Here is a 25214-nt window from a genome sequence, read left to right on the forward strand (position 1 = left end):
AGAGCCATTGCCTTTCCGGAACGGGCACCGTGAACCCGTACCGAAAATATTACCTAGCACGGCTCGGGCTGCGCCGATTTGACGATTGGCGGCATTTGGCAGCCATTCGACGCTCTGCAACTCGTCCACAAAGGTTGCCTTCAAACCTGTCTCCGGACGCACTTAGAAGATTAAGATGGCTGGGTTTTCAGGTTGTGAAAACAGGAAAAGGGCGGCTTGCTCGAATCTCAGTGACGTTTCCGCTGGCGATGTCGAAGAATCGACAACGGCGATTCATCAACTTCATAGAGCGTAATAGCTTTTTAAAACGCGAACTTGGTGGTTTAGCCGGTCGGATCGCCGATCAGCACCAGCTCCCCTCAAGACAGCCGAGAACATAATGCCCAAACGCACCGACATCTCTTCCATCCTCATCATCGGCGCTGGTCCGATCATCATCGGCCAGGCGTGCGAGTTCGATTATTCGGGCACGCAGGCGGTGAAGGCGCTGAAGGAGGAGGGCTATCGCATCATCCTGGTCAATTCCAACCCGGCCACGATCATGACCGACCCGGAATTTGCCGACGCGACCTATGTCGAGCCGATCACGCCTGAAATCGTGGCGAAGATCATCGAGAAGGAGCGGCCCGACGCGGTGCTGCCGACGATGGGCGGTCAGACGGCGCTCAATACCGCGCTGGCGCTCTATAATGACGGCACGCTGGAAAAGTACGGCGTCCAGATGATCGGCGCGGACGCGGAAGCCATCGACAAGGCGGAGGACCGGATCAAGTTCCGTGACGCCATGGACAAGATTGGGCTGGAATCCGCCCGCTCGCGCATTGCCCACACGATGGAGGAGGCGCTCGAAGCGCTGGAATTCACCGGCCTGCCCGCGATCATCCGCCCCAGCTTCACCATGGGCGGGACCGGCGGCGGCATCGCCTATAATCGCGACGAGTTCGTGACCATCGTGCGCGGCGGGCTGGACGCCTCGCCGACGACAGAAGTCCTGATCGAGGAATCGCTGCTCGGCTGGAAAGAATATGAGATGGAGGTCGTGCGGGATCGCAACGACAATTGCATCATCATCTGCTCGATCGAGAATGTCGATCCGATGGGCGTCCATACCGGCGATTCCATCACCGTCGCGCCGGCGCTGACGCTGACCGACAAGGAATATCAGATCATGCGCAACGCATCCATCGCGGTGCTGCGCGAAATCGGCGTGGAAACAGGTGGTTCCAACGTCCAGTTCGCGGTCAATCCGAAGGATGGCCGGCTGATCGTGATCGAGATGAACCCGCGCGTGTCGCGCTCCTCGGCGCTGGCGTCGAAGGCGACGGGCTTCCCCATCGCCAAGGTCGCGGCGAAGCTGGCCGTGGGCTATACGCTCGACGAGATCGAGAATGACATTACCGGCGCGACCCCGGCGTCGTTCGAACCGACCATCGACTATGTCGTGACGAAGATCCCGCGTTTCGCCTTTGAAAAGTTCAAGGGCTCCGAGCCGCTGCTGGGCACCGCGATGAAGTCGGTCGGCGAAGTCATGGCGATCGGCCGCAACATCCATGAATCGATGCAGAAGGCGCTGCGCGGCCTCGAAACCGGCCTGTGCGGCTTCAATGATGTCGATCATCTGGTGGGCGCGTCGCGCGACGACATCGTCGCCGCGCTCGCCACGCCCACGCCCGACAGGCTGCTGATCGCCGCGCAAGCGCTGCGCGAGGGGCTTTCGGTCGAGGAGATCCACGCCGTCGCCAAATTCGATCCCTGGTTCCTGGAGCGGATCAAGGAAATCGTCGAGGCGGAGGCCGATGTGCTGGCAAACGGCCTGCCGCGTGATGCCGATGGGATGCGGCACCTGAAAGCGATGGGCTTTTCCGACAAGCGGCTTGCCTGGCTGGCGCTGAAGTCGGCCAATCTGGCCGGCAACGAACGGGGCATCGCGCGGGGCAGCGGCCTGATCCACGAAACGGTCAAGGCGATGACCGGCGGCGTGACCGAGGACGAGGTACGGAAGCTGCGCCACAAGCTGGGCGTCCGCCCCGTGTTCAAGCGCATCGACACCTGCGCCGCTGAGTTCGAGGCGAAGACGCCGTACATGTATTCGACCTATGAGGCGCCGATCTTCGGCGAGCCGGAAAATGAAGCGGCGCCGACCGACCGCAGGAAGGTGGTCATCCTGGGCGGCGGGCCGAACCGGATCGGGCAGGGGATCGAGTTCGATTATTGCTGCGTCCATGCCTGCTTCGCGCTGGCCGACGTCGGCTATGAGACGATCATGGTCAACTGCAACCCGGAAACGGTCTCGACCGACTACGACACGTCCGACCGCCTCTATTTCGAGCCGCTGACGGCTGAGGACGTGCTGGAGATATTGAGCGTCGAAATGTCGAACGGCACGCTGGCGGGCGTCATCGTCCAGTTCGGCGGGCAGACGCCGCTCAAGCTGGCGCAGGCGCTGGAGGATGCGGGCGTGCCGATCCTCGGCACGTCGCCCGACGCCATCGACCTGGCCGAGGATCGCGAGCGTTTCGCCGCGCTGATCGACAAGCTGAAGCTGCGCCAGCCGGCCAACGGCATCGCCCGCAGCCGGGAGGAGGCGATCGCGGTCGCCAACCGCATCGGCTATCCGGTGCTGATGCGCCCGTCCTATGTTCTGGGCGGCCGCGCCATGGAGATTGTCGACGGCCAGGCGCAACTGGAAGAATATATCGCCACGGCCGTGCAGGTGTCGGGCGATTCGCCGGTGCTGATCGACCAGTATCTGCGCGACGCGGTCGAGGTCGACGTGGATGCGCTCTGCGATGGCGACGATGTGGTCGTGGCCGGCGTGCTCCAGCATATCGAGGAAGCCGGCGTCCATTCGGGCGACAGCGCTTGTTCGCTGCCGCCCTACAGCCTGTCCGCCGACATTATCGCGGAAATCGAGCGTCAGGCGGATGTGCTGGCCCGGGCGCTGCATGTGCGGGGCCTCATGAACATTCAGTTCGCGGTCAAGGACGGCACCGTCTACCTGATCGAGGTCAACCCGCGCGCCAGCCGCACAGTGCCCTTCGTCGCCAAGGCCATCGGCACGCCCATTGCCAAGATCGCGTCGCGCGTGATGGCGGGCGAGAAGCTGAAGGACCTGCCGACCATCGACCGCAACGCGATTGACCATATCGCCGTCAAGGAAGCGGTATTCCCCTTCGCGCGCTTCCCCGGGGTCGACCCGGTCCTCTCGCCGGAAATGAAGAGCACCGGCGAAGTCATGGGAATCGACAGGGATTTTGCAACGGCGTTTGCCAAGGCGCAGATCGGCGCCGGCACGATGCTGCCGACCGCCGGCACCGTCTTCGTGTCGGTCAAGGACAGTGACAAGGCCGTGATCCTGCCGGCGGTCAGGAAGATGGCGACGATGGGTTTTGCGATCATCGCGACCGGTGGCACCGCCCGCTATCTGGAAGGGCAGGGCATCGCGGTCGCCCCCGTCAACAAGGTGGCGGAAGGGCGGCCCCACATCGTCGACAGGATCACTGACGGCGATGTGGACCTGATCTTCAACACCACCGAAGGCTGGCAGTCGCTCAAGGACAGCAAGGCCATCCGCACTTCGGCTCTGCGTGCGAAGATCGCGAGCTTCACGACGGCCGCCGCCAGCGTCGCCGCTGCTGACGCTATCGAGGCTTTGCGGGACCACGCCCTTGAAGTGCGCTCGCTCCAGTCCTATTATCCCTCGTCGCAAGCCTGATCCCCTGCACAAGGAATGACGCTGCGGGGCGGCTCCATGTCGGAGCCGCCGAAGGGAAGTTTTGACGAAGGATTTGGATAGATGGCGACCGTCGAAAAGATGCCGATGCTGCAAATGGGCTATGACAAGCTCAATGCGCAGCTTCGCGAGCTGAAGGCCGAGCGCCCCCTGATCGTTGACGCCATCGAGGAAGCGCGGGCGCATGGCGACCTGTCGGAAAATGCCGAATATCATGCGGCGAAGGAACGGCAGGGCCAGGTGGAAGCGACCATCGCCGACCTGGAGGACAAGCTGTCGCGTGCCCAGATCATCGATCCCAAAACGCTGTCGGGCGACAAGGTCGTGTTCGGTGCTACGGTGACCCTGCTCGACGAAGATGAAAAGCCGGTGAAATATCAGATCGTCGGTCAGGCCGAAGCCGATGCCAAGGTGGGCATGATTTCCTACAACAGCCCGCTCGGCCGCGCGCTGATCGGCCGTCAGGTCGGCGAGGAGGTCGAGGTTTCCGTGCCCTCCGGCGATAAATTCTACCTGGTCGACAAGATCGCGTTCATCTGACGTCGTGAAGCTGCCGGCCGGCCGACTTACCGACGGGGTGTCCGCGGTCACCCTCCTGGCTTTCCTGATCGTCTATCTGACGGGGCATGTCGACGACGCGGCGATCGTCGCCGGCTTCATTCCGGCGCGTGTGGGCAATGGAGGCCTGCTCGACGGTATGGCCGCCGTGCCGACGTGGCTGACCCCGCTCAGTTGCACGCTGGTTCACGCCAACTGGCTGCATGCCGGCTTCAATCTGCTCATGCTGGTCTTTTGTGGCCGGCAGGTGGAACATGTGCTGGGCAAGGCCGCTACGCTTGTGCTGTATCTGGCCGGCGCCTACGCCGCCTGTATGGCGCAATGGTTGGTGGATCCTGCGTCGACGAATCCGATGATCGGGGCCAGCGGTGCCATTTCCGCCGTCATCGCGACCTATGCCGTGCTGTACAGCCGGCAGAATGTCCGGCGAATTGGGCCGTTGTCGGCCAATCTGGTCCGCATATTGTGGCTCGCCGCCGCCTGGATCGCGATCCAGCTCATGATAGGGGTGGCGATGGCAGGCGGGTTCGGCGAACTTGGCCAGATCGCCATCGCCGCGCATATCGGCGGTTTTGTCGCCGGATTGTTGTGTACGCGACCGATGTTGCGCTGGCGCTTCAGGAAGCGGCCACGAACTGTGAATTGACGAGCCGCTGCCGCAGCAGTCACAAGCTGCAGCAAGGCGGCCCGCACATTACGACTTTGGCAGGTCGGGTTCCAGCAGCCGGTGCAGGTGGACGATGACATAGCGCATCTCGGCATCGTCGACCGTCCGCTGCGCCGCTCCACGCCATGCTTTCTCTGCCGAGGCATAGTCGGGAAACACCCCGACCACGTCGATGGCGTTGAGATCCTTGAATTCCAAAGTCTGGGGATTGCTGACGCGACCGCCCATCACCAGATGCAGCTTGCTCATGGCGTTTGATTATCTCCCTGGAGTGATCGTGAAGCCTTAGCATTGGCTCCACGATCCGCCAAGCAGACCCGGACGACATTCGCCGTGGTTCGCTACGATCCTGCTCAGCTTTTGGGCAGGCGCGCCTTGATCGCCTCGCCCACGGCGTCGACCTTTGTCGAAACCAGTGCGATCACGTCTTCGGCCAGCTTCGACGCCTTGTTGCTGAGGTCCGATGCAGCGGCGGTTTCCCGCGCTTGCGACGCGGCATCCCCTGCCGCGTGGATCATGTCGCTGGCGCTGTCCTTGATCGTCTGCGCGCGTTCCGCAGCGGCGGCCCGCGCCGCGATCGCCGTTTCGGCCAGGCGGGTTCCGGCCGCCGTCGCAATGCCCGGCAACGCCTTCATCGCCCGCCGGCTCTTGGGGAACATCCACGCTATGACTGCGCCCGCGGCCACCGCCCCGGCGACGGCCATTACCGGATGATCCTGCACGATCTGGTTGGCGCGTGTGGCGGCCCGCTGCGTCCTGTCACGCGCGTCGGCATAGGTTTCGGCTGCCTTTTCGCGGCCCGTCTGTACCAGTTCGCTGGCGCCGTCGCGGGCCTTTCCGGTTCCTTCCTTGATTTTTTCACCGGCGCTGAAGGCGATGTCGTTGGCCGCTTCGCGGGCGCGGGTGAGGGGGGCGCGGATGTCAGGCATCGTCAATCTCCGGGGTGTCGGTCTGGGTGTTCCTAAGGCGAACGTACAAGCCGCCAAAAAGTGCCGCCAGCGGGCGTCGCGCCAGATACAGCAAGAATGCGCCGGCCGCAGCACCGAACGCCACCGGCTTCTGCTGTACCTGCACGGCGGCGGTGGCGACGCCGTCCAGCGCCGCCGCCGTCATCTTGTCGATGGCGTCCTGTTTCAGTCGGCTGGGTGCGATCCGCGCCTTCGCAGCCTGTGCGCTTGCGATCATCCGGCCGCGTTGCGCCTGGGCGTGCATCGTAGCGGCCCTGTAGGTTTCACGGCGGTTCATGGCTCCAACGCCTTCTTCGTCGCGCCGACGCATGCCTTCGCAAGGAGCAGCAGCACGATGGCGACGGCGAGCCCGCCACCCGTCACTGCCAGGGTCGCACCCAGCGCGCCGAGAGCGGACTGCAACACAAGTACCAGCCCGACCAGCAATGCCACGATGCTGGCAAATATCAGCATCAGCCCGATGAAACCCAGTATTGCCGCGTTGCGCACGCCGGTGGCGACGATGCTGGCGCGCAGCTTCTGGCGTTCTGCCTCCGCTCCGGCATAAGCGCGAATGTCTGCATATAGGCGCGCAAAGCTTTCCCGCACGCTACCATCGTCCGACGGGTCGTCAGGCCCTTCGGTCTGCGGCGTGACCGCCGTGTCCGCTGGCTCTTCAATCAAAACCGCTCTCCGCCCGCCTCGCCACGGGTTCGTGCGTTAAGGCGCCGATATTCGGCGCCTGGATAGGCTAATACTGGCGTGCGTCGCGCATCAGCCCTTGTCGTCCGACCCCTTGGCAAGGCGCATCAGCACGTAGCCGAGCACCGCAGCGGCGCCGATGGCGACGGCCGGGCTCTTGCGCACGAAATCGCGAGCATCGTCCATCAGTTGATCGACATCCTTGCTTTCCAGCGTGGTCGCCGCGCCCGCAACCTGCTCGGCCGCCTGACGGGCATAGTCGCCATATTGCGGGCCGAGTTTGGAATCGACCGTGCCGGCGGTATCGGCAATCAGCTTGGCCAAGCCCTGCATCGCCGAACCGGTCTTGTCCTTAGCGGCGCCGGCAGCGGTCTTCGCCGTTTTCCCGGCCTGCTCCTTGATCGGATCGATATGTGCTTTCCAGTCGACGGCGTTCAGCTTGTCGGCCGCTGCCTTTGCGGCCTTTTCCGCCTGGGCCTTGATCGGCGCGATCTGCGCGTTCCAGTCATAGGAGGATTTGCCGTTGCCCGGCTTCGCGGCGGGCTTGCGCGAGGGCGTGCTGGCGGGCGCGGCCTTCACCGCAGCCGTCTTGATCGGGGCCGCCGCCGTAGCCTTGGCCGGCTTGGCTTTAACCGCCTTTACGGCGGCGGGCTTCCTGCCGCGCTTGACGGGCGGTGTTTCCGGCGTGTCGGCCATGTCCTGTTTCTCCCTCCAGTAAGAGCGTGGATCGCATCGATGCGGTCGGTCACCATTCCAATGCATCGCGACGGCATACAGTTCCGAAGCCGTTACATTTTGAGCATCGGCATTTTTCCGCTTGATGCAAGCCCTGCATTGCCATTGCCGGGGCTGCTGGCTAAGCGGAGCCGGAAAAAGGCGTCCGGCCGCCGTGCAGGCCATATTTCAGGGAGCGATCATGACCGCCATTCTCGACATCCACGCCCGCCAGATACTCGACAGTCGCGGAAACCCCACCGTCGAAGTCGACGTGATGCTGGAAGACGGCAGTTTCGGCCGCGCCGCCGTGCCCTCGGGCGCGTCGACCGGCGCCTATGAAGCGGTCGAGAAGCGCGATGGCGACAAGAGCAAATATCTCGGCAAGGGCGTCCTGGCCGCCGTCGCCGCCGTCAATGACGAGATTGCCGAGCAGATCATCGGCCTCGACGCCGAGGATCAGGCCGAAGTCGACGCCGCGATGATCGCGCTCGACGGCACGGAAAACAAGTCGCGCCTGGGCGCCAACGCCATTCTGGGCGTGTCGCTCGCCACCGCGAAGGCGGCGGCCGACGCGCGCGGCCTGCCGCTCTATCGCTATGTCGGCGGCGTTCAGGCGCATGTCCTGCCGGTGCCGATGATGAACATCATCAATGGCGGCGAACATGCCGACAACCCCATCGACTTCCAGGAATTCATGATCATGCCGGTCGGCGCCGAAAGCATCGCCGACGCGGTGCGTATCGGGTCCGAAATCTTCCATACCCTCAAGAAGGGCCTGCACGACAAGGGGCTGGCGACGTCGGTCGGCGACGAGGGCGGCTTCGCTCCCAACATCGCCTCGACCCGCGATGCGCTCGACTTCATCATGCTGTCGGTGGAGAAGGCGGGCTACAAGCCGGGCGACGACGTCGTGCTGGCGCTGGACTGCGCCGCGACCGAGTTTTTCAGGAACGGCAAGTATGAGATTTCGGGCGAAGGCCTGTCCCTGTCGCCGGTCGAAATGGCCGACTATCTTGCCGCGCTGTGCGCCGACTATCCGATCAAGTCGATCGAGGACGGCATGGGCGAGGACGATTTCGAGGGCTGGAAGGCGCTGACCGACAAGATCGGCGGCAAGGTGCAGCTGGTCGGCGACGACCTGTTCGTCACCAACCCCGCGCGTCTCGCCATGGGCATCGGCAAGGGGTTGGCCAATTCCCTGCTGGTCAAGGTCAACCAGATCGGCACGCTCACGGAAACGCTGGCGGCCGTCGATATGGCGCATCGTGCACGCTACACGGCGGTCATGTCGCATCGCTCGGGCGAGACCGAGGACGCGACCATCGCCGACCTCGCCGTCGCGACCAACTGCGGCCAGATCAAGACCGGTTCGCTCGCCCGTTCCGACCGGCTTGCCAAATATAACCAGCTCATCCGTATCGAGGAGGAGCTGGGCGACGTGGCCGTCTACGCCGGCCGCTCGATTTTCCGTTGACCCGCTGACGGTTCGGTTGGCCGCAAGTTAACCATTTTTCGCTTGCGGCCGACCTAATCCTGTGATTCGAATAGCTAATGGCGCATATCGCAAAGCTTCGTCTGTTATTGACATCGGCCCTTGGTCCGGCGATTGCGCTACTCCTTCTGCTGACCTTCGCGGGCTATGTCGTGCTGGGATCGAACGGAGTGCTCGCTTGGGGCGATTATTCGCGCCAGTTGCGGCAGGCGAAGGGCGAGTTGCACAAGGCTCAGGCTGCCCGCGCGGAACTGCGCAACCGGGTGGAGGGGCTGGACCCGCGCCGCGTCGATCCCGATCTGGCGGACGAATTAATCCGGCGGCAACTTGGCGTGATCCATCATGACGAAGTGATCGTCCCGCTCAATTGACCCGCGGGTGACGTAAGGATTTTGCGCGGCCGCGGCGCTTCCGGCAATTTTGCTGCGGGCCTTCCGACCGCGCTCATTTTCGCGTGCCGATTTTCCTCGTTTCGGCCGGATTCGGCAGGGGTCGCCGTTGCATTAAGCACATCTGTATCGCTATATCGGCCTTCCTTCCATCCTACCCACGCAAGAGGATAAGAGCCTTGGCGAAACCAACGACGCCGCGTCCCTCCCGCGCAAAGGCGAAAGCGGCCGCTCCCGCGGCTGGCGCGGATCATAACCGGCCTCGCCCAGAAACCCCGACTGATTACAAGGCCAGCAAGGAAGAGTTGCTCGAATTCTACCGGCAGATGGTGTTGATCCGCCGTTTCGAGGAAAAGGCAGGGCAGCTTTACGGCCTGGGTCTGATCGGCGGCTTCTGCCACCTCTATATCGGCCAGGAAGCGGTCGCGGTCGGCATCCAGTCGGCGCTTACGCCCGGCAAGGACAGCGTTATCACAGGCTATCGCGACCACGGCCATATGCTGGCCTATGGCATCGATCCCAAGGTCATCATGGCTGAATTGACCGGCCGGGAAGCCGGCATTTCGAAGGGCAAGGGCGGCTCGATGCATATGTTCAGCGTCGAGCATAAATTCTATGGCGGCCACGGTATCGTCGGGGCGCAGGTGTCGCTCGGCGCGGGCCTCGGCTTTGCCCATAAATATAATGACGATGGCGGGGTATGCGTCGCCTATTTCGGTGATGGCGCGGCCAATCAGGGCCAGGTGTATGAATCGTTCAACATGGCCGAACTGTGGAAGCTGCCGATCATCTTCGTGATCGAGAATAATCAATATGCGATGGGCACCAGCGTCAACCGCGCCTCGTCGGAAGACCAGCTTTACCGTCGCGGCGAAAGCTTCCGCATCCCCGGGATCCAGGTCGACGGCATGGACGTGCTCGCCGTGCGCGGCGCGACCGAGGAAGCGTTGAAATGGGTGCAGGGCGGCAACGGCCCGATCCTGCTTGAAATGAAGACCTATCGTTATCGCGGCCATTCGATGTCCGACCCGGCGAAATATCGCTCGCGTGAGGAAGTGCAGGCCATGCGCGACAAGTCCGATCCAATCGAAGGCGTGAAGAAATATCTGCTGGAGGCCGGCATCGGCGAGGATCAGATCAAGCAGATCGATCAGGATATCCGCAAGCAGGTGAGCGAAGCGGCAGATTTCGCCGAAACGTCGCCCGAACCTGAAATGTCCGAACTCTATACCGACGTGCTGGTGGAGCAATATTGATGGGTATCGCGATCAAGATGCCGGCGCTCTCGCCGACGATGGAAGAAGGTACGCTGGCCAAGTGGCTGGTGAAGGAAGGCGATGAGGTAAAGTCCGGCGACATTCTTGCCGAGATCGAAACCGACAAGGCGACGATGGAGTTTGAGGCCGTCGACGAGGGCCAGATCGGCAAGATCATGATCGCCGAGGGCACCGAAGGCGTGAAGGTCGGCACCGTCATAGCCGAAATGGCAGGCGAAGGCGGCGAAGCGGCCGAGGCACCGGCGCAACAGGAAGAAGCCCCGGCGCCCAAGGCAGACGCCACCGCGCCCAAGGTGGAAGCTCCGGCAAAGCCCGAAGGAGGCGCTGCCAAACTGGCCGCCGAATTCAGGCCGGCGGTGCAGGATCCCGCGATCCCCGAAGGCACCGAGTTCGTCAAGACCAGCGTGCGCGAAGCGTTGCGCGACGCTATGGCGGAAGAAATGCGCAAGGACGAGCGCGTCTTCGTGATGGGCGAGGAAGTGGCCGAATATCAGGGCGCCTACAAGGTGACCCAGGGCCTGCTGGAGGAATTCGGGGCGAAGCGGGTCATCGACACGCCCATCACCGAATATGGCTTTGCCGGGATCGGCACCGGCGCGGCGATGGGCGGCCTGCGTCCGATCGTCGAATTCATGACCTTCAATTTCGCCATGCAGGCGATCGATCACATCATCAATTCGGCGGCCAAGACCAATTATATGTCGGGCGGCCAGATGCGCTGCCCCGTCGTGTTCCGTGGTCCCAATGGCGCAGCGAGCCGCGTGGCGGCCCAGCACAGCCAGAATTACGGTCCCTGGTATGCGTCTGTTCCCGGGCTGATCGTGATCGCCCCCTATGATGCGGCCGACGCGAAGGGGCTGCTGAAGGCCGCGATCCGTTCGGAAGACCCGGTCGTGTTCCTGGAAAACGAACTGGTCTATGGCCGCAGCTTCGACATGCCCAAGCTCGACGATTATGTTCTGCCGATCGGCAAGGCGCGCATCGTCAAGGCGGGCAAGGACGTCACGCTGGTCAGCTATTCGATCGGCGTCGGCCTCGCGCTGGACGCTGCCCAGGCGCTTGCGGAAGAAGGCATCGACGCGGAAGTGATCGACCTTCGCACCCTGCGTCCGCTCGATACGGCGACAGTGCTGGAAAGCCTTAAGAAGACCAACCGGATCGTCGTTGTGGAGGAAGGCTGGCCGACCTGCTCAATCGCTTCCGAGATCGCGGCCGTGGTCATGGAAAAGGGCTTCGACGATCTGGACGCGCCGGTTCTGCGCGTTACCAACGAAGATGTGCCGCTGCCCTATGCGGCGAACCTTGAAAAGGCCGCGCTGATCGATGCCGGCCGCGTCGTCGCGGCCGCCAGAAAGGTCTGTTATAAATAAGCGGGAACGGGGCGGTCCATTGGGCCGCCCTTTTTCGTTCAGGTGCAGCTTGCCGTGGCGCTGGTGGCTAGGCCGCCCGCATTCTTGATCGTCTGGTCGGTCCGTTCGCGCACGTTGAAGGCGCTGGCGTAGCGGATAACCTTCGCGCCGAAGATCGAATTGGTGATCAGCGGCTGGTAATTATAGGCGACCTCGACGAACATGACCGCGGTGCCGCTCGACGCGCTCACCTTTTTACCTGTCGGTCCCATGCCGCTCGCCATGCTGGACGATGTGGCGCCGTCGCCGGCGACGCCATAGCTGGACGTGAAGCCGCCCGTGCCCCAGCAGCGCTGCCAGCGGATAAATTGGCCCGCATTCGCTCCCGTCTGACCGTTTGGCTCCAGGTCGGACAGGATGATCCGGCCGTTGGTCTTCAGATTGAGCGACGTCGATGAAAGGTCCGCGCCGGTCATGATTTCGTTGACATCGGCTTCGTCGATGGAAGTCCGGACGCGCGATGCATTGTCCGCCACCAGAAGCGCGATCTGGCTTACCCGCAGGTGGGCGAGCGAAAGATTGGCGCATTCCAGCCCGGCCATGCACAGCACTACCAGCACCGGGAGGGAGAAGGCGAACTCGATAAGCGCCAGGCCGCTATCGTCGCGGCGCAGTCGCCGAAAAAGGGTGGAAAGGGGCATATATGTCATGAGCAGCGTATCGTGGGTGTGCCCTGGTTGGCCCAGGGCTGGTTGCGGACCATGGTGGTGACGGTAATGGACTGGTTCGCGCTCCAACCCAGCATCTTGGCCATCGGGAACAGGCGCGGCTGGGTGATCGTGACTTCGTAATAGACGATATCGTCAGCGCTGCCGAGCCCGCTGGAACCGCCCGCTGCGTCGTAGCTGCCGTTGCCGTTGGCGTCTTCGTAGCAGTCGCCGCTATTATAGGTGCCCAGCGGCGCTGTGTCGGACGTGATCTTTTCCGGCTTCCCGACGCGCGAGAAATTATAATAGCTTTTTTTCACGATGGACGGCGGCGATCCGTTCTTGGCGGCGATAGCTGCCATCTGGCTCTGGATATATGCGTCGAACTGGGTTGCGTTGAGTGTGCCGACCGAGGCCGCACGCGCCGCCTTTTCCAGCGTTCCGCGCGCGACCGATCGCAGGTAGGATGTATAGGCCAGGTCGCCGATCCCCATGATGGTGAGGATCAGTGCCGGCGAGATAAGCCCGAACTCCAGCAGCGTCACGCCGCGCCGGTCGCGCCGGAGCCGATGCAGCCATGTTCGCGCGGCACGGATCATTGCGACAGCCTCAATCCGCCGATATTCTTGGCGATGTCCTTGAACTTCTGGCTGAGGGACGCGGAGGTATAGGCCATGGTCCAGTGGTTGGACGATGTCGCGCAGTTCTGAAGCGGCGTCTGGATGTCGCCTTCCGCCTGATTGCGGAACCCGATGACCCAGATGGTGATACCCTTCGACTTGATCGAGTTGCACAGCATCTGAAGCCGCGTGTTGTGGATCGCCGTCAGCCCTGCATTGTCGGTGCTGCCCGACGCCACGCGGGCGTCCAACTGCTGATAGCCATATGCGCCATAGACCTGGTCATACGCGCTCATGTCGCCGTCCGTCATGAAGACGATGTGGCGGGAGATGTTGAAGCCGTTGGGCGCGGTAGAGTTGTCGCTGGCGAAAATGCCGGTGGGGGACAGGAATCGCGCACCCCACAGCATGCCGATGTCGTGATAGGTGCCCCCTACTGCCGCCAGGCCGTTCACATAGCTGTCAAAGCTGCTCGACTGGCCGGTGGGGATCGCAGAACGGCTGCTATAGCTTGAGAGCGTGCGCGCCTGGCTCGGACAGGCCATCCACCCTCCGCTTATCCGGCTGCTGGTGTTGAGCCATGCGCCTGTGGAGGTGTTGCTGCGCGAAAATTCGACATCGGGCCAGTGGGGACGCCACTTGGTTTGCGTATTGGTCGGCAACGTGTCGATTTGCAAATCGAAAGCGTTGGTCGGAATGGCGCTGGTCGAACTGCTCGCGGTGATGCTGCTGTCGGTGTCGCGTTCCTCGATACAGCCGGCCCAGGTCGACGTCGACGATACGGTGTTGCCATAGGAATCCGTTGCCGCGCCGGCCACATAGGCCGGATTGGGTACGGCATTGCCGGTGATGTAGCCGGATACATCCAGCGGATATTTTCCGTACCTCCATGCCCATTGCGGTGTCTGGGTGACGGTATAGGTGCGGCGCTCGACATAATTACTGTATGTCGTCGACGTCCAGTCGCGCCGATAGCGACTACTGGAATAATAGCAGGAGCCGTACGAATAGTCCGTGCCCGTCGTGGTGCGCGTTTCCGTGCCGGTCGTCGTGATGACGCCGTCGCTGTCGGTCGTCGACGATGTGTTGGACGTGGTCGACGACGATGAGGTCGTATCCGACTGGACGCTGGGACAGCTATATCGGTTCGTGTCCTGGCCACTGTCGCTGCTGGTCGACCCGGAGATTTTGGACCAGCTCCCATAGCTTGTGGATGAGGCATAGCTGGCAATATAGCGCTCGCGGGTCTGATAGTCCCACTGTTCACCGCTGGTGCCGCCGACAAGGAAGCTCGCCGGCAACTGATAGCCGACATTCACGGTCGAACTGTAGGGCATGAAGCCGTAGCGGATGCGGCCGGTGCTGTCCGACCCCGCGCCAAGCGTGTCGTAGAAATCCTTGACCGCTTGCTTCAGCGCGGCGAGGCGGGTGGTCGTGCCGCCGGCGCCGTCGTCGATGGCATAGGCCATCGACCCGGTAGTATCGAGCACCAGCATGATGTCGGTGTTGCCGATGTCGAACCGGCTTTCGCAGGTGACCTCCAGCGGCAGGGTCATATATTTGAAGATCTGCATCACGGTCGTCGGCATTGTCGTCTGTGCGGAAACCTGCACCGTGGTGGTCTCGCCAGGCTTGCTCCGGATCGTCGGCGTGAAGTTGGCCGTCCCAAACGTGCCCTGCGGGAAATTGAAATCGAAGAATTTTCTGGCTTCGGTGATATTGGCTGACGTCATCGACGATGTCGTCATCGCGCGACGACCCGCCAGTGCGGCCGCGTCGCAGGCCTGCTGCATACGGGCGCGGGCCATATAGGCACGGCTCATGTCCAGCCCGCCGCCGATGAGGGCGGCCAGCGGAATGATCGCCGCTGCGACCATCGCCATGGTGTTGCCAGCCTGGTTCCTGGCAAGACGCGTCAGAAATCCCATGCCATGCTCGTTTTGCTTGCCCATTTGTTCGCCATCACCCATGTCGCGCCCGTTTCCCCCCACATCGGGCAGGGCAGCCTTTCCGCCTATGCGGGCGCAGTCGTTAGAATGCATATGAGGAACCTGGTTAAGATCATGATAATGCCGTTACGCTTCGGGACCGCGCCGTGACCTCCTCCGACCTTTCGCCGCTGGCCGGATTGCTGGCCGCCCACGCGGGAACGGCGGCGCCCCGGCATCGTGCGCTCTGGGCGTTCGACGCGCGTCTTGCGCATGTCGCGCGGACGACCAGCGAACCTGCGATCGCGCAGATGCGTCTTGCCTGGTGGAATGACGTCATTACCGACGGCGTGAAGGGCCGTGGTGAGCCTGTGGTCGATGCCATGCGGGCTACCGGCGCGATGGCTGCGCCCGGGTTGGCGGGGATGATCGACGGATGGGAAGTGCTGGCGGTCGAGCCGGAAATCGGCCCCGAAGGCTTGCGCGACTATGCGGCCGGGCGGGGCGGGGGGCTATTCCGGGCACTGGCCGACGCGCCGGTGGCGCCGGACTGGCTGGACGCTTCGGGGCAGGTCTGGGCCTTGTGGGATCTGGCCGGGCATGTGCACGACGCCGCGCTTGCGCGCGCGGCGGGCGACCTGGCCCGCACCCTTTTGCCCCAAGCGGACGCTGCGCGCTGGACGTCTGCCCTTCGTCCGCTTCGTATCGCCTACACGCTGGCGCGACAGGATGTGCTGGAGGGCCGGGGAGCGCCAACCGGCATTTCGCGCCGCTTTGCATTGCGGCTGATGCGGATCGCGCTTGTCGGGCGCTAGCCCATCGGGATAGCCTGTCGTTGCAACCCGATGAGGGAGGATATGCGATGGGGCGATTGCTGGCCGGCGGGTTGATGGCGCTGCTGCTTGTGGCGGCGGGCCTGTTCTGGTGGCAGGGAAGGGCGCGCAACGAACCGGTGCCTGAACTTGCCGTCGCGCCTGCGCCGCCGCCATCGGTCGAGCCATTGCCGCAAGGGGACGAGGATGCCGTGGGCGACGCCCCGCCCATGCCGCCGGAGGCCAGCCCGCAGACCCGGGAGCAGAAACGCTTTGCCCGCTACGACCGCAACCGCGACGGCGTCATCACCCGGATCGAGATGATGGGCAGCCGCACCAGAGCGTTCAAGGCGCTGGACAAGGATGGCGACAACCTCCTGTCCTTCGAGGAATGGGCCGTCGCCACATCGGATCGTTTCGGCGCGGCGGATACGGACAGGGACGGCAAGCTCACGCCCGCCGAATTTGCCGCGACCGCGCCGAAGCGGTCCGCGAAACCGAAATGCAAATGCTGACGCGCCCTGCGGCGTGGCTCAGGCGATGGCCATGTCCCGCATCCACAGGCCCAACGACGCGCGGGCGCGGGCGGTATAGGCCTCCTTGCGGCTCTTCTTCTTGACGTCCTCCAAGGTCGGGAAGAGTCCGAAATTGACGTTCATCGGCTGATAGTCCGCGGTTTGCACATTGCCCGTCACATGGCCCAGCAGCGCGCCCAGCGCGGTGTCGGCCGGCGGCGGGCCGAAGGCGTGGCCCAGCAATTCCGCCGCCGCGAAACGTCCCGCGAGCAGGCCGATGGCCGCGCTCTCGACATAGCCTTCGCACCCGGTCATCTGGCCGGCGAAGCGGATATGCGGCATTGCGTTCATGCGCAGCGTCGCATCCAGCAGCTTGGGGCTCTGGATGAAAGTGTTGCGATGCAGCCCGCCCAGCCGCGCGAATTCCGCCTTCTCAAGGCCGGGGATGGTGCGGAACAGGTCCACCTGCGCGCCATGTTTCAGCTTGGTCTGAAACCCGACCATGTTCCACAGCGTGCCGCTGGCATTGTCCTGCCGCAACTGAACCACGGCATAGGGCCAGCGGCCGGTGCGCGGATTATCGAGCCCCATCGGCTTCATCGGTCCATGGCGCAGCGTTTCCGGGCCGCGAGAGGCCATGACCTCGATCGGCATGCAGCCTTCGAAATAGGGGGTGCTGGCCTCCCATTCCTTGAATTCCGTCTTTTCGCCATCCAGCAGCCCCTGGACGAAGGCCTGATACTGGTCCCTGTCCATCGGGCAGTTGATATAATCCTTGCCCTCGCCGCCGCCCGGACCGATCTTGTCCCAGCGATTGGCCATCCAGCACTGTTCCATGTCGATGCTGTCGCGATGGATGACCGGGGCGATTGCGTCGAAAAAGGCCAGATGCTCCATGCCCGCCGCCGCGCCGATGCTGCGCGCAAGGGTTTCGGCGGTCAACGGCCCGGTGGCGACGATGGTCATGCCCTGTGCCGGCAGCGTGTCGATGCGCTCCCGCACGATCTCGACATTGGGATGTCCGGCCAGCGTGCGGGTGACGCCATCCGAAAAGACATGACGGTCGACCGCCAGCGCCGATCCCGCCGGAACCTTCGCCGGTTCCGCCTGCGCCATGATCAGCGACCCAAGTTGACGCATTTCCTGATGCAGCAGGCCCACGGCATTCTTGTCCGCGTCATCGGACCGGAAGCTGTTGGAACAGACGAGTTCGGCAAGGCCGTCGGTCTGGTGCGCGGGGGTCATGTCACCTGATCCGCGCATTTCCGACAGGCGGACGCGGACGCCCGCCTGCGCGAGCTGCCATGCCGCCTCCGACCCGGCCAGCCCGCCGCCGATGATATGCACCTGATGATCCGTCACATTATGTCCCAAGTCTGTATGGAAAGCGGGCGCTCTACCACGGTGCGGGACGGCTGTCAGGTCATTGCCACCGCCCGCACAGCCATCCGCACAGGGTCGAAGTGACAATTAACGCGAAGCAGAGCGGCCCTCCCATTTCTCCGGCCGGAAAGGCGATAAGCGGCAGTGCGCCGATCATCCCGCCGGCCAATGCCCAGAAAATGGACGACCGGAAACCGGCGTGCCATGCGGACAGGCCCTGCATCAGCACCAGACCCGTCAGTATCGGCATGATGGAGAGGGGCACGCCGACCACGACGGACAGGCCGAGCAGCAGCAACGCGTTGCCGAAATGGCCGGGAAGGTCCGTCAGTCGAAACGCAAGGGCATCGGGTAGTCTGAGATACAGGTCGGCAAGGAAATAGCAGCTGATGAAGACCGGACCGGCGGCGACGATGGCAATGGGGATGCCACGACCCCTGCGATTGTCGGCATACATGAGATGTCTCCCTGGAAAGGGTGCGGGCGGCGTCGTGGCCGCCCGCGCTTCGATCGTCAGGCTGCTCGGGGATGTCCATCGGTCAGCCAGCCATTCACCTTTCGCCCGAAATGCGAGATGGCGCCCATGTTGAAGAAGTGCATGCCACCCAGCACGAGCACGGCAAGGCCGATCTTGGCACTGAGAAAGCGGATGGTTTCCGCATAGGTCGCCGGTTCCCGCCCCAGGCTCAATGTCAGGGTGATGAACCCGATGTTGACCAGATAGAAGCCGACCACCAGCAGATGATTGGTCGATGCCGCCAGTTGTTCGTTGTGACCGAAGCACTGGATCAGGAAGACTTCGCCGTTCTTCGACAGGGTCCGGGCGACCCAAATGGTGATGGCGAGGGTGACGAGCAGATAGAGCGCATAGGCAGTTTCAACCATTTTCGTCTCCTTTGGTAAATTCCGTTATTTCGGTAAAAACAGAAATTAATTAGCGAATCAAAACGGCGCATTGCGGTGCGAGAGGTCTCTAATCCTGCTTGGAGGCCTCCGCCTTTCCGCCCGGCAGGAAGCGGGCGATCCCGCCGCCCAGCTTCATCAGCGTTACCAGCGTGGGCTTGGGCAGGACACGGACCTGATCGTACCAGCGGCCGATCCGTGCCATGAAATTATGCATGTGCAATATGCGGTCGCGCACATGGGACGGTGCGCTGTTGTCATGCGCCAGCCGCTGGGCCAGTTCGTCCAGCAGTGCAATGGTAGGGTCGATTTCCCGTCGCTTGCGTTCCGCCACGATACGCGTCAGCATTTCCCACAAATCCAGTTCCGCGACGAAATGATCGCGCCGGTCGCCCTCCATGTGGACGCGGCGGACGATCTGATACCCCTGCAACTCCTTGAGCGCGGTCGACACGTTGGACCGGGCCAGCCCCAGCTGATCGACGATCTCGTCGGCGGGCAGGGGGCGGTCGGACAGATAGAGCATGGCGTGAACCTGGCTGACGGACCGGTTGACACCCCATTGCGTGCCCATCTCGCCCCAGTGCAGTACGAAGGCCTTGGCATCGGGATGGTCGAGCAGCGGCATGACGTTCCTTTCTGTAAAGACAGAAATAACAGTAAGGAATGAGTCGCGCAAGGTTCTAATGCCAGGATTGCGTCGGACGAACGGTCAGGCCGGGGCCGCTTCCGCATCGCCATGATAGGCCGCCTCGTCCAATATGCCCTCGCGCTTGGCGACGATGGTCGCGACCAGGACCTGCCCGGTAACGTTGATCGCGGTGCGGCCCATGTCGAGGATCGGGTCGATCGCCAGCAAGAGGCCCGCGCCTTCCAGCGGCAGGCCCAGCGTCGACAGGGTCAGGGTCAGCATCACGATCGCACCCGTCAGACCGGCCGTTGCGGCCGATCCCACCACCGACACGAAGACGATCAGGGCATAGTCGATGAGGTGCAGCGGCACGCCGTAGAAATTGGCGACGAAGATCGCGGCCAGCGCCGGGTAGATGGAGGCGCACCCGTCCATCTTCGTCGTCGAAGCCAGCGGGATGACGAAGGCGGCATAGCCTTTCTCGACGCCCATGCGCTCCGTCACCGCTTCGGTCACGGGCAGCGTGCCCACGGAGGAGCGCGACACGAAGCCCAGTTGCATTGCGGGCCAGACCTTGGCGTAGAAGGGCAGGGGACGCAGCCCGTTTGCGATCAGCAGCAAAGGGTAGACAACCAGCAGCACGACCGCGAGGCCCAGGTAGACGGCAGCGGTGAAGCCGCCGAGCCGGGCCAGCGCATCCCAGCCATAGGTGGCGATGGCCGATCCTATCAGCGCGGCCGATCCGATGGGGGTCAGCCGGATGATCCAGCCCAGGATCGCGCGCACGACCGCCAGCATGGAGCGGACGAACGCCAGGAATGGTTCCGCCTTCTCTCCTGCCTTGAGCGTGGCAAGGCCCACGGCGATGGAAACGACCAGCAATTGCAGGATGTTGAAGGACAAGTTGGTGGTGGCGCCATTTTCGGACAGCTTGGTGCTGGCGCTCAGGGCCAGGCTGTTACCGGGCACCAGACCCTTCAGAAAGTCGAGCCAGCCGCCATAGGAGTCCGGCTTGCCGATCGGCAGCGCCGCGCCGCGCAATCCGGCCCCCGGCTGGACGATCAGGCCGATGGCGATGCCGATGCCGACCGCGATCAGCGCGGTGATGGCGAACCACAGCAGCGTCTGCCCCGCCAGGCGCGCGGCATTGTCCAGCGCGCGCAGGTTGGCGATCGATGCGACGATGGCGGCGAATACCAGCGGAGGAACGATGGCCTTCAGCAGGGAAACGAAGATCGCGCCGGTCGTCTTGAGCGCAGATGCCAGCATGTTGATGTCGCCGTCCGGCCCTGCGCCCATCGACCGGGCGATCATGCCCAGCAGCATCCCGGCCGCCATTCCGACCAGAACCTGAAAGCCAAAGCTGCGATAATTGACCGACATTTTGACCATTCCCTGGATTGCGACCCGGCGCCCTATATTGGATGCCCGCGCGCGGATTGCGCGCAAGCAAATCTTGTCCGGGCAGCAGCGCCGTTAGCGCGGCCGGAGTGAAGAGGATTGGCGGCGGCGCGCGCCTATGCCAGTGATGACGCGAAGCCGGCAGGGAGTGTGACATGAGAAGAGGCATGGCGTGCGCGTTGACGGCGGCATTGCTGGCATGGCCGCACGGGGCAACCGCGTCCGCCGATGCGGGCGCTGCCAAGGCTATTCTGCTGCGATCGATTGCCTTCCGCACCGTGCAGGGCGAGGGGCAGGTGCCCGGCCTCGCGGCCTATTATGCCTCCATCCTGAAGGCGGCGGGTTTTGCCGAGGGCGATGTCGCGATTACCCCGATGGGGGAAACGGCGACGCTGGCCGCGACGATTCCCGGGCGCGACCCAGCGCTCAAGCCGCTGCTGCTGAGTGGCCATATGGACGTGGTTGCGGCCAATCCGGCGGACTGGACCCGTGACCCGTTCGTTCCGGTTGAGGAAAATGGCTATATTTTCGGCAGGGGCGCGGAAGATAATAAATATGACGTGGCGATGATGGTCGCGACATTGGCGCAACTGCGCCGGGAAGGGTGGCGTCCCCGGCGGACGATCACCCTGCTGCTGTCGGGCGACGAGGAAACGGACATGGTCACGACCCGCGCGCTGGCGGAAAAATATCGGGACGCGGACATGATGCTGAACAGCGACGGTGGCGGCGGCCTGCTGAACGATGACGGGCAACCGGTACTGTATCAGATCCAGGCCGGCGAAAAATCCTACGCGGATTTCGATATCGGTTTCACCGACCCCGGCGGCCATTCCAGTGCACCGACGCCCGGCAATCCGATCTATCGGCTGGCGAAGGCGATCGACCGGATCGCAGCCTACAAATTTCCCCCTATGCGCAATGAACTGACGACTGCGTCGCTCCGCCTGTCGGCCGACCGGGTCGGTGGCGATGTCGGGGCCGCGATGCGCCGCTATGCGGACACGGGCGATCCGGCTGCGGCCGACATCCTGTCCGGGCATCCCGAATTTGTCGGCCAGGTGCGCACGACTTGCGTCGCCACCATGGCGCGCGCCGGTCATGCGCTCAACGCGCTGCCGCAAAGCGCGACGGTCAGCGTCAACTGCCGCATCTTTCCGGGCACGACGATCGATGCCGTCAAGGTGCAATTGACGAGATTGGTCGACGATCCTTCCGCGACGATCACGATCCTGGGCGATCCCACCGCCAGCGACGCGTCGCCCCTGCGCGCCGATGTGATGAAGGTGGTGGGTGATGCTGTCACCGCGCGCGCGCGCGGTGTCACGGTCATGCCCGCCATGTCGGCCGGAGCGACCGATTCGCTCTATTTTCGCGCGGCAGGCGTGCCCAGTTACGGTGTCTCCAGCCTGTTCATGCGGGCACAGGACGGCTTTGCGCACGGTCTCAACGAACGCGTGCCGGTCGCGGGCATCCGCGAATCGCTGGAACAGTGGGACCGCGTGATACGGGCTCTGGCAGGAAGCTGAATGCTGCGCCGCGTCATTCTCCCGTAACCCGATTGTCGCAGAACCGTCGCACCGTCGCACTAGAGAAGTTTTCGTTCTGGAACTGGGGTGCGGGGCCCCGGTCGGCGTCATCCCAGTGTTGCGCCACCAGCAACGGGAAGAATGCATGTCCGATACGGTTTCTGCGCCGGCAGGGCAGGCCGACGCGCTGCTGCGCGACGGTGAACTGCCGCGCTTCATTGATCCGGCGCCGTTGATCCGCCGCGGCCGCGACTGGCCCAGGCTGGTCGGAACGGCGGTCTCCCTTATGATATTGGCCGCCGCCCTGTGGCAGCTGCGCGATCTCGACCGCTCGCTTCTGCGCCGCCTGTGGCCGACCAATCCCCTATTCTGGATGGTCTTCGCACTTTCCTACATCTCTACGCCTCTGTTCGAGTTCTCGATTTTTCGCCGGCTGTGGAAACTGCCGGCCGGTGGCTTCGGCGCGCTGCTGCGAAAGCAGGTCAGTAACGAGATATTGCTGGGCTATCTGGGTGAAGTCTATTTCTACACCTGGGCGCGGCGCCATGCGCGGCTGGTCGCGGCGCCTTTCGGTGCGATCAAGGACGTCGCCATCCTCTCGGCCATCATGGGCAATATCGTCGCCCTGTTCCTGTTCGTCGCGACCGTCCCCCTGCTGCGATCGCTCAGCCTGGGCATCAGCGATCGTACCTATATTCTTTCCGGCGGCGTGATTCTGGGCTCGTCCTTCCTGATGCTGCTGTTCCGACGCGCATTGTTCAGCCTGCCGCGACCGGACCTGCGCTTTGTCAGCCTGATACATGTCGCGCGCATCATGACCTCCATCGCCCTTCTGGCATTGTTGTGGCACCTGTTGCTTCCGGGACAGCCCTTTTCCTTCTGGTTGCTGCTGTCGTCTATGCGGCAATTGCTGGCGCGCCTGCCGCTCGTGCCGAACAAGGACCTGGTATTTGCAGGTATCGCGGGCTTCGTCGTCGGCCAGGGTAGCGCGATGAATATCGCAATCGCCTTGCTGGCGGCGCTGATGCTGGCAACGCACCTGCTGGTCGGGCTCGCTCTTGGTTTGAGCGGCTTGGTCGAAGGGGAGGGGCGGCGCTGATGCTGGCCGCGTGGTTCATCCTCGCCGCTGCCGCCATCGAATCGACCCCCGACCTCGGCACGTCGCAGGGTCAGTGCCGCCCGAACGAAACCGGCGCGGCCTTTCTGGTGGAGGTGATCGGCTTCAAAGACCGACGCGGCCGGATAAAGCTGGAGCTCTATCCCGCCAACGACCGGGATTTCCTGGCCGACGACAATGTCCTGCTGAACGCGGGCAAGGCGTTCGCGCGCGTCGACATGGCGGTCCCGCGCTCGGGACCGGTCGAACTGTGCATCCGCGCACCGGGACCGGGCCTCTATGCGCTCAGCCTGCTGCATGACCGCAACGGGGACAGGAAATTCAACCTTTCGGGTGACGGCGTGGGATTCCCCGGTGATCCGAAACTGGGTTGGTCAAAGCCCCGGGCAGCGGTGGCCGCCGCCCGTGTAGGCACCATGCCCCGGCGCCTGACCATCACGCTGCAATATCGCCGGGGCCTGTTTTCCTTCGGACCGGAAAAGCCATGACCATGCGTATCGTCGACGTCTGCGCCTTCTACGCACCTCAGGGCGGCGGGGTGAAGACCTATGTCGAACGCAAATTGCGCGCGGCGGTGCCGGGACGGCAGCATGTGACAGTCCTGGCGCCGGGGGAAGGGGATGCCGTGGTCACCCGCTTTCCCGGCGGCGAGATACGCACGATGAAGGCGCCGCTTTTTCCGCTCGACGCGCGATACCGCTATTTCAATGACGAAACCGCGCTGCACCGGATGCTCGACCGTCTGGCCCCCGACCTGGTCGAAGCCTCCTCGCCCTGGGGCAGTGCGGCCATGGTCGGGCGCTGGTCGGCGCCGGTGCCGCGTGCGCTCATCATGCATGCCGATCCGCTTGCGGCCTATGCCTATCGCTGGTTCGGCGGTATCGCCTCGCGGCAGGCGATCGACCGGGGCTTCGACTGGTTCTGGCGGCACCTGCGCCGGCTGGACGCGCGGTTCGATATGGTGGTCAGCGCCAATGCGCGGCTGACCGACCGGCTTCGCGCCGGCGGCCTGCGCCACTGCCATACGATAGCGATGGGCGTGGAACCCGGCCTGTTTTCGCCGCTCCGGCGTGACGAAGCCCTGCGGACGCGGCTGCTGCGGCGTTGCGGCCTGTCACCCGACGCTATGTTGCTGGTGGCGCTGGGCCGGCATTCGAGCGAGAAGCGCTGGCCGATGGTGTTCGATGCGGTGCGTGCTGCGGGCTACGACCGGCCGGTCGGGCTGGTGCTGTTCGGGGACGGTCGCGAACAGGGCAAGGTCGTTCGATCCGCCGCCGGAAATCCGCATATCCATCTGGCCGCGCCGGTGACCGATCGTCCCGCACTGGCCGCTATCCTCGCGAGCGCCGATGCGCTGGTCCATGGGTGCGAAGCGGAGACATTCTGCATGGTCGCGGCGGAAGCAAAGGCGAGCGGCCTGCCCGTGATCGTTCCCGACGAAGGCGGCGCGGGCGACCAGTTCCGCCCTGGACTGGATGAGCGTTATACCGCGACCAGCGGTGCCGCGCTCGCCGATGCGATCCGGCGCCTGATTGACCGTCAAGGGCCGGCTCTGCGGGACGCCACGGTCCGCGCGGCGGCGGACGTGCCGGGCATGGATGCGCATTTTGATCGTCTTTTCGCACTTTATGCGGCGCAGGCTGGGGAGGTTGCTCATGCGGCATGACATAATGACGGACGAAAGGGCAGTCGCGCCACCGTCCGAACCATCCCGTCCGGTGGTACAGCCGATGCCGTCCTGGCGGACCGGGGGGCTGATCGCCCGTGGCGGCTGCGACTGCTGGTCGATCGTGACCTGGCTGGTCTGCCGGATACTGCGCTCGCCGGATGCCTGACG

27 protein-coding genes are annotated in these 25214 nt (G+C 63.7%); 14 read left to right on the top strand and 13 right to left on the bottom strand.

The features are described from left to right. The first annotated feature begins 379 nt into the window (after nt 1-379). From carB to J3E64_RS11940, 3 genes are all read left to right on the top strand, one after another. Nucleotides 380-3715, top strand: a complete 3336-nt coding sequence (gene carB, locus J3E64_RS11930; RefSeq protein ID WP_253343118.1) for a carbamoyl-phosphate synthase large subunit — start codon at nt 380-382, stop codon at nt 3713-3715. Nucleotides 3716-3796: 81 nt separating this feature from the next. Beyond that, complete coding sequence (greA, locus tag J3E64_RS11935) at nt 3797-4273, top strand: transcription elongation factor GreA (RefSeq protein ID WP_253343120.1); 477 nt, start codon at nt 3797-3799, stop codon at nt 4271-4273. Between the two features lie 4 nt (nt 4274-4277). Further along, nucleotides 4278-4937 (top strand): rhomboid family intramembrane serine protease, encoded by a 660-nt coding sequence (locus J3E64_RS11940; RefSeq protein ID WP_253343122.1) that lies wholly within the window; start codon nt 4278-4280, stop codon nt 4935-4937. Nucleotides 4938-4985: 48 nt separating this feature from the next. Here the strand turns inward: J3E64_RS11940 and J3E64_RS11945 are convergent, their stop codons facing one another. From J3E64_RS11945 to J3E64_RS11965, 5 genes are all read right to left on the bottom strand, one after another. Continuing rightward, nucleotides 4986-5207, bottom strand: a complete 222-nt coding sequence (locus J3E64_RS11945) for a DUF4170 domain-containing protein (protein ID WP_253343124.1) — start codon at nt 5205-5207, stop codon at nt 4986-4988. Between the two features lie 104 nt (nt 5208-5311). Next, nucleotides 5312-5887, bottom strand: a complete 576-nt coding sequence (locus J3E64_RS11950; protein ID WP_253343126.1) for a hypothetical protein — start codon at nt 5885-5887, stop codon at nt 5312-5314. After that, nucleotides 5880-6203 (bottom strand): hypothetical protein, encoded by a 324-nt coding sequence (locus tag J3E64_RS11955; protein ID WP_253343128.1) that lies wholly within the window; start codon nt 6201-6203, stop codon nt 5880-5882. Before J3E64_RS11955 ends, J3E64_RS11950 begins: the two co-directional genes overlap by 8 nt. After that, nucleotides 6200-6589 (bottom strand): hypothetical protein, encoded by a 390-nt coding sequence (locus J3E64_RS11960; RefSeq protein ID WP_253343130.1) that lies wholly within the window; start codon nt 6587-6589, stop codon nt 6200-6202. Before J3E64_RS11960 ends, J3E64_RS11955 begins: the two co-directional genes overlap by 4 nt. A 90-nt stretch (nt 6590-6679) precedes the next feature. Further along, nucleotides 6680-7303, bottom strand: coding sequence for a hypothetical protein (locus J3E64_RS11965; RefSeq protein WP_253343132.1), 624 nt, complete (start codon nt 7301-7303; stop codon nt 6680-6682). Nucleotides 7304-7523: 220 nt separating this feature from the next. Between J3E64_RS11965 and eno the strand changes: the two genes are divergently transcribed. The 4 genes from eno to J3E64_RS11985 all read left to right on the top strand — a co-directional run bounded on the left by eno (nt 7524) and on the right by J3E64_RS11985 (nt 11852). Then, nucleotides 7524-8798 (top strand): phosphopyruvate hydratase, encoded by a 1275-nt coding sequence (gene eno, locus J3E64_RS11970; protein ID WP_253343134.1) that lies wholly within the window; start codon nt 7524-7526, stop codon nt 8796-8798. 77 nt (nt 8799-8875) lie between these two features. After that, nucleotides 8876-9187, top strand: coding sequence for a septum formation initiator family protein (locus tag J3E64_RS11975; RefSeq protein ID WP_253343136.1), 312 nt, complete (start codon nt 8876-8878; stop codon nt 9185-9187). A gap of 197 nt (nt 9188-9384) precedes the next feature. Beyond that, the gene (pdhA, locus tag J3E64_RS11980; RefSeq protein ID WP_253343139.1) at nt 9385-10461 is read left to right on the top strand and encodes a pyruvate dehydrogenase (acetyl-transferring) E1 component subunit alpha; all 1077 of its coding nucleotides are present in this window, start codon (nt 9385-9387) and stop codon (nt 10459-10461) included. Beyond that, the gene (locus tag J3E64_RS11985; protein ID WP_253343141.1) at nt 10461-11852 is read left to right on the top strand and encodes a pyruvate dehydrogenase complex E1 component subunit beta; all 1392 of its coding nucleotides are present in this window, start codon (nt 10461-10463) and stop codon (nt 11850-11852) included. Before pdhA ends, J3E64_RS11985 begins: the two co-directional genes overlap by 1 nt. A 38-nt stretch (nt 11853-11890) precedes the next feature. On the opposite strand, the gene J3E64_RS11990 is transcribed toward J3E64_RS11985, so the two are convergent. Genes J3E64_RS11990 through J3E64_RS12000 form a run of 3 tightly spaced genes read right to left on the bottom strand, consistent with a single transcriptional unit; the run spans nt 11891 to nt 15110 of the window. Beyond that, nucleotides 11891-12541, bottom strand: a complete 651-nt coding sequence (locus J3E64_RS11990) for a TadE/TadG family type IV pilus assembly protein (RefSeq protein ID WP_253343143.1) — start codon at nt 12539-12541, stop codon at nt 11891-11893. Beyond that, nucleotides 12538-13137 carry a TadE/TadG family type IV pilus assembly protein gene (locus tag J3E64_RS11995; RefSeq protein ID WP_253343145.1) on the bottom strand — a complete coding sequence of 200 codons (600 nt, stop codon included), beginning with the start codon at nt 13135-13137 and terminating at the stop codon, nt 12538-12540. The genes J3E64_RS11990 and J3E64_RS11995 overlap by 4 nt, the downstream gene beginning before the upstream one ends. Beyond that, nucleotides 13134-15110 (bottom strand): TadE/TadG family type IV pilus assembly protein, encoded by a 1977-nt coding sequence (locus J3E64_RS12000; RefSeq protein WP_253343147.1) that lies wholly within the window; start codon nt 15108-15110, stop codon nt 13134-13136. Before J3E64_RS12000 ends, J3E64_RS11995 begins: the two co-directional genes overlap by 4 nt. Before the next feature lie 143 nt (nt 15111-15253). Here J3E64_RS12000 and J3E64_RS12005 point away from each other — a divergent pair, with 143 nt between their 5' ends. Both J3E64_RS12005 and J3E64_RS12010 read left to right on the top strand, forming a co-directional pair. Next, on the top strand, nt 15254-15901 hold the full coding sequence (locus tag J3E64_RS12005; protein WP_253343149.1) for a hypothetical protein: 648 nt from the start codon (nt 15254-15256) through the stop codon (nt 15899-15901). A gap of 47 nt (nt 15902-15948) precedes the next feature. Then, nucleotides 15949-16413: an EF-hand domain-containing protein gene (locus J3E64_RS12010; protein WP_253343151.1), complete on the top strand. Its 465-nt coding sequence runs from the start codon at nt 15949-15951 to the stop codon at nt 16411-16413. 18 nt (nt 16414-16431) lie between these two features. Here the strand turns inward: J3E64_RS12010 and trmFO are convergent, their stop codons facing one another. From trmFO to J3E64_RS12035, 5 genes are all read right to left on the bottom strand, one after another. Then, entirely contained in the window at nt 16432-17775 is a 1344-nt protein-coding gene (gene trmFO / locus J3E64_RS12015; protein ID WP_253343153.1) for a methylenetetrahydrofolate--tRNA-(uracil(54)-C(5))-methyltransferase (FADH(2)-oxidizing) TrmFO, read from the bottom strand. A gap of 61 nt (nt 17776-17836) precedes the next feature. Beyond that, nucleotides 17837-18253, bottom strand: a complete 417-nt coding sequence (locus J3E64_RS12020) for a hypothetical protein (protein ID WP_253343155.1) — start codon at nt 18251-18253, stop codon at nt 17837-17839. 56 nt (nt 18254-18309) lie between these two features. Continuing rightward, on the bottom strand, nt 18310-18681 hold the full coding sequence (locus tag J3E64_RS12025) for a hypothetical protein (protein ID WP_253343157.1): 372 nt from the start codon (nt 18679-18681) through the stop codon (nt 18310-18312). An 88-nt stretch (nt 18682-18769) separates the two neighbouring features. Then, the gene (locus tag J3E64_RS12030; RefSeq protein WP_253343159.1) at nt 18770-19327 is read right to left on the bottom strand and encodes a GbsR/MarR family transcriptional regulator; all 558 of its coding nucleotides are present in this window, start codon (nt 19325-19327) and stop codon (nt 18770-18772) included. 84 nt (nt 19328-19411) lie between these two features. Further along, nucleotides 19412-20713: a dicarboxylate/amino acid:cation symporter gene (locus J3E64_RS12035; protein WP_253343161.1), complete on the bottom strand. Its 1302-nt coding sequence runs from the start codon at nt 20711-20713 to the stop codon at nt 19412-19414. A gap of 185 nt (nt 20714-20898) precedes the next feature. On the opposite strand from J3E64_RS12035, the gene J3E64_RS12040 reads away from it, so the two are divergent. The 5 genes from J3E64_RS12040 (at nt 20899) to J3E64_RS12060 (ending at nt 25212) form a co-directional block, all read left to right on the top strand. Further along, nucleotides 20899-22260, top strand: a complete 1362-nt coding sequence (locus tag J3E64_RS12040) for a M20/M25/M40 family metallo-hydrolase (RefSeq protein ID WP_253343163.1) — start codon at nt 20899-20901, stop codon at nt 22258-22260. Between the two features lie 145 nt (nt 22261-22405). After that, nucleotides 22406-23359, top strand: coding sequence for a hypothetical protein (locus J3E64_RS12045; protein WP_253343165.1), 954 nt, complete (start codon nt 22406-22408; stop codon nt 23357-23359). Continuing rightward, complete coding sequence (locus tag J3E64_RS12050; RefSeq protein WP_253343167.1) at nt 23359-23865, top strand: DUF2141 domain-containing protein; 507 nt, start codon at nt 23359-23361, stop codon at nt 23863-23865. The genes J3E64_RS12045 and J3E64_RS12050 overlap by 1 nt, the downstream gene beginning before the upstream one ends. Further along, nucleotides 23862-25043: a glycosyltransferase gene (locus tag J3E64_RS12055; RefSeq protein ID WP_367398627.1), complete on the top strand. Its 1182-nt coding sequence runs from the start codon at nt 23862-23864 to the stop codon at nt 25041-25043. The genes J3E64_RS12050 and J3E64_RS12055 overlap by 4 nt, the downstream gene beginning before the upstream one ends. Next, a complete protein-coding gene (locus J3E64_RS12060; protein WP_253343169.1) occupies nt 25033-25212 on the top strand; it encodes a hypothetical protein in 180 nt (59 codons plus the stop codon). Before J3E64_RS12055 ends, J3E64_RS12060 begins: the two co-directional genes overlap by 11 nt. The last annotated feature ends 2 nt before the right edge of the window (nt 25213-25214 follow it).

The organism is Sphingobium sp. OAS761 (genome assembly GCF_024168485.1).
Lineage (GTDB): Bacteria > Pseudomonadota > Alphaproteobacteria > Sphingomonadales > Sphingomonadaceae > Sphingobium.

Excerpts from the sequence above, each read along its gene's own strand:
- carB (WP_253343118.1), top strand. The coding sequence starts at position 380 with ATGCCCAAACGCACCGACATCTCTTCCATCCTCATCATCGGCGCTGGT.
- greA (WP_253343120.1), top strand. The coding sequence starts at position 3,797 with ATGGCGACCGTCGAAAAGATGCCGATGCTGCAAATGGGCTATGACAAG.
- J3E64_RS11945 (WP_253343124.1), bottom strand. The coding sequence starts at position 5,207 with ATGAGCAAGCTGCATCTGGTGATGGGCGGTCGCGTCAGCAATCCCCAG.
- J3E64_RS11950 (WP_253343126.1), bottom strand. The coding sequence starts at position 5,887 with ATGCCTGACATCCGCGCCCCCCTCACCCGCGCCCGCGAAGCGGCCAAC.
- J3E64_RS11955 (WP_253343128.1), bottom strand. The coding sequence starts at position 6,203 with ATGAACCGCCGTGAAACCTACAGGGCCGCTACGATGCACGCCCAGGCG.
- J3E64_RS11965 (WP_253343132.1), bottom strand. The coding sequence starts at position 7,303 with ATGGCCGACACGCCGGAAACACCGCCCGTCAAGCGCGGCAGGAAGCCC.
- eno (WP_253343134.1), top strand. The coding sequence starts at position 7,524 with ATGACCGCCATTCTCGACATCCACGCCCGCCAGATACTCGACAGTCGC.
- J3E64_RS11975 (WP_253343136.1), top strand. The coding sequence starts at position 8,876 with ATGGCGCATATCGCAAAGCTTCGTCTGTTATTGACATCGGCCCTTGGT.
- J3E64_RS11985 (WP_253343141.1), top strand. The coding sequence starts at position 10,461 with ATGGGTATCGCGATCAAGATGCCGGCGCTCTCGCCGACGATGGAAGAA.
- J3E64_RS11990 (WP_253343143.1), bottom strand. The coding sequence starts at position 12,541 with ATGACATATATGCCCCTTTCCACCCTTTTTCGGCGACTGCGCCGCGAC.
- J3E64_RS11995 (WP_253343145.1), bottom strand. The coding sequence starts at position 13,137 with ATGATCCGTGCCGCGCGAACATGGCTGCATCGGCTCCGGCGCGACCGG.
- J3E64_RS12000 (WP_253343147.1), bottom strand. The coding sequence starts at position 15,110 with ATGGGCAAGCAAAACGAGCATGGCATGGGATTTCTGACGCGTCTTGCC.
- J3E64_RS12010 (WP_253343151.1), top strand. The coding sequence starts at position 15,949 with ATGGGGCGATTGCTGGCCGGCGGGTTGATGGCGCTGCTGCTTGTGGCG.
- J3E64_RS12020 (WP_253343155.1), bottom strand. The coding sequence starts at position 18,253 with ATGTATGCCGACAATCGCAGGGGTCGTGGCATCCCCATTGCCATCGTC.
- J3E64_RS12025 (WP_253343157.1), bottom strand. The coding sequence starts at position 18,681 with ATGGTTGAAACTGCCTATGCGCTCTATCTGCTCGTCACCCTCGCCATC.
- J3E64_RS12030 (WP_253343159.1), bottom strand. The coding sequence starts at position 19,327 with ATGCCGCTGCTCGACCATCCCGATGCCAAGGCCTTCGTACTGCACTGG.
- J3E64_RS12035 (WP_253343161.1), bottom strand. The coding sequence starts at position 20,713 with ATGTCGGTCAATTATCGCAGCTTTGGCTTTCAGGTTCTGGTCGGAATG.
- J3E64_RS12040 (WP_253343163.1), top strand. The coding sequence starts at position 20,899 with ATGGCGTGCGCGTTGACGGCGGCATTGCTGGCATGGCCGCACGGGGCA.
- J3E64_RS12045 (WP_253343165.1), top strand. The coding sequence starts at position 22,406 with ATGTCCGATACGGTTTCTGCGCCGGCAGGGCAGGCCGACGCGCTGCTG.
- J3E64_RS12050 (WP_253343167.1), top strand. The coding sequence starts at position 23,359 with ATGCTGGCCGCGTGGTTCATCCTCGCCGCTGCCGCCATCGAATCGACC.
- J3E64_RS12055 (WP_367398627.1), top strand. The coding sequence starts at position 23,862 with ATGACCATGCGTATCGTCGACGTCTGCGCCTTCTACGCACCTCAGGGC.
- J3E64_RS12060 (WP_253343169.1), top strand. The coding sequence starts at position 25,033 with ATGCGGCATGACATAATGACGGACGAAAGGGCAGTCGCGCCACCGTCC.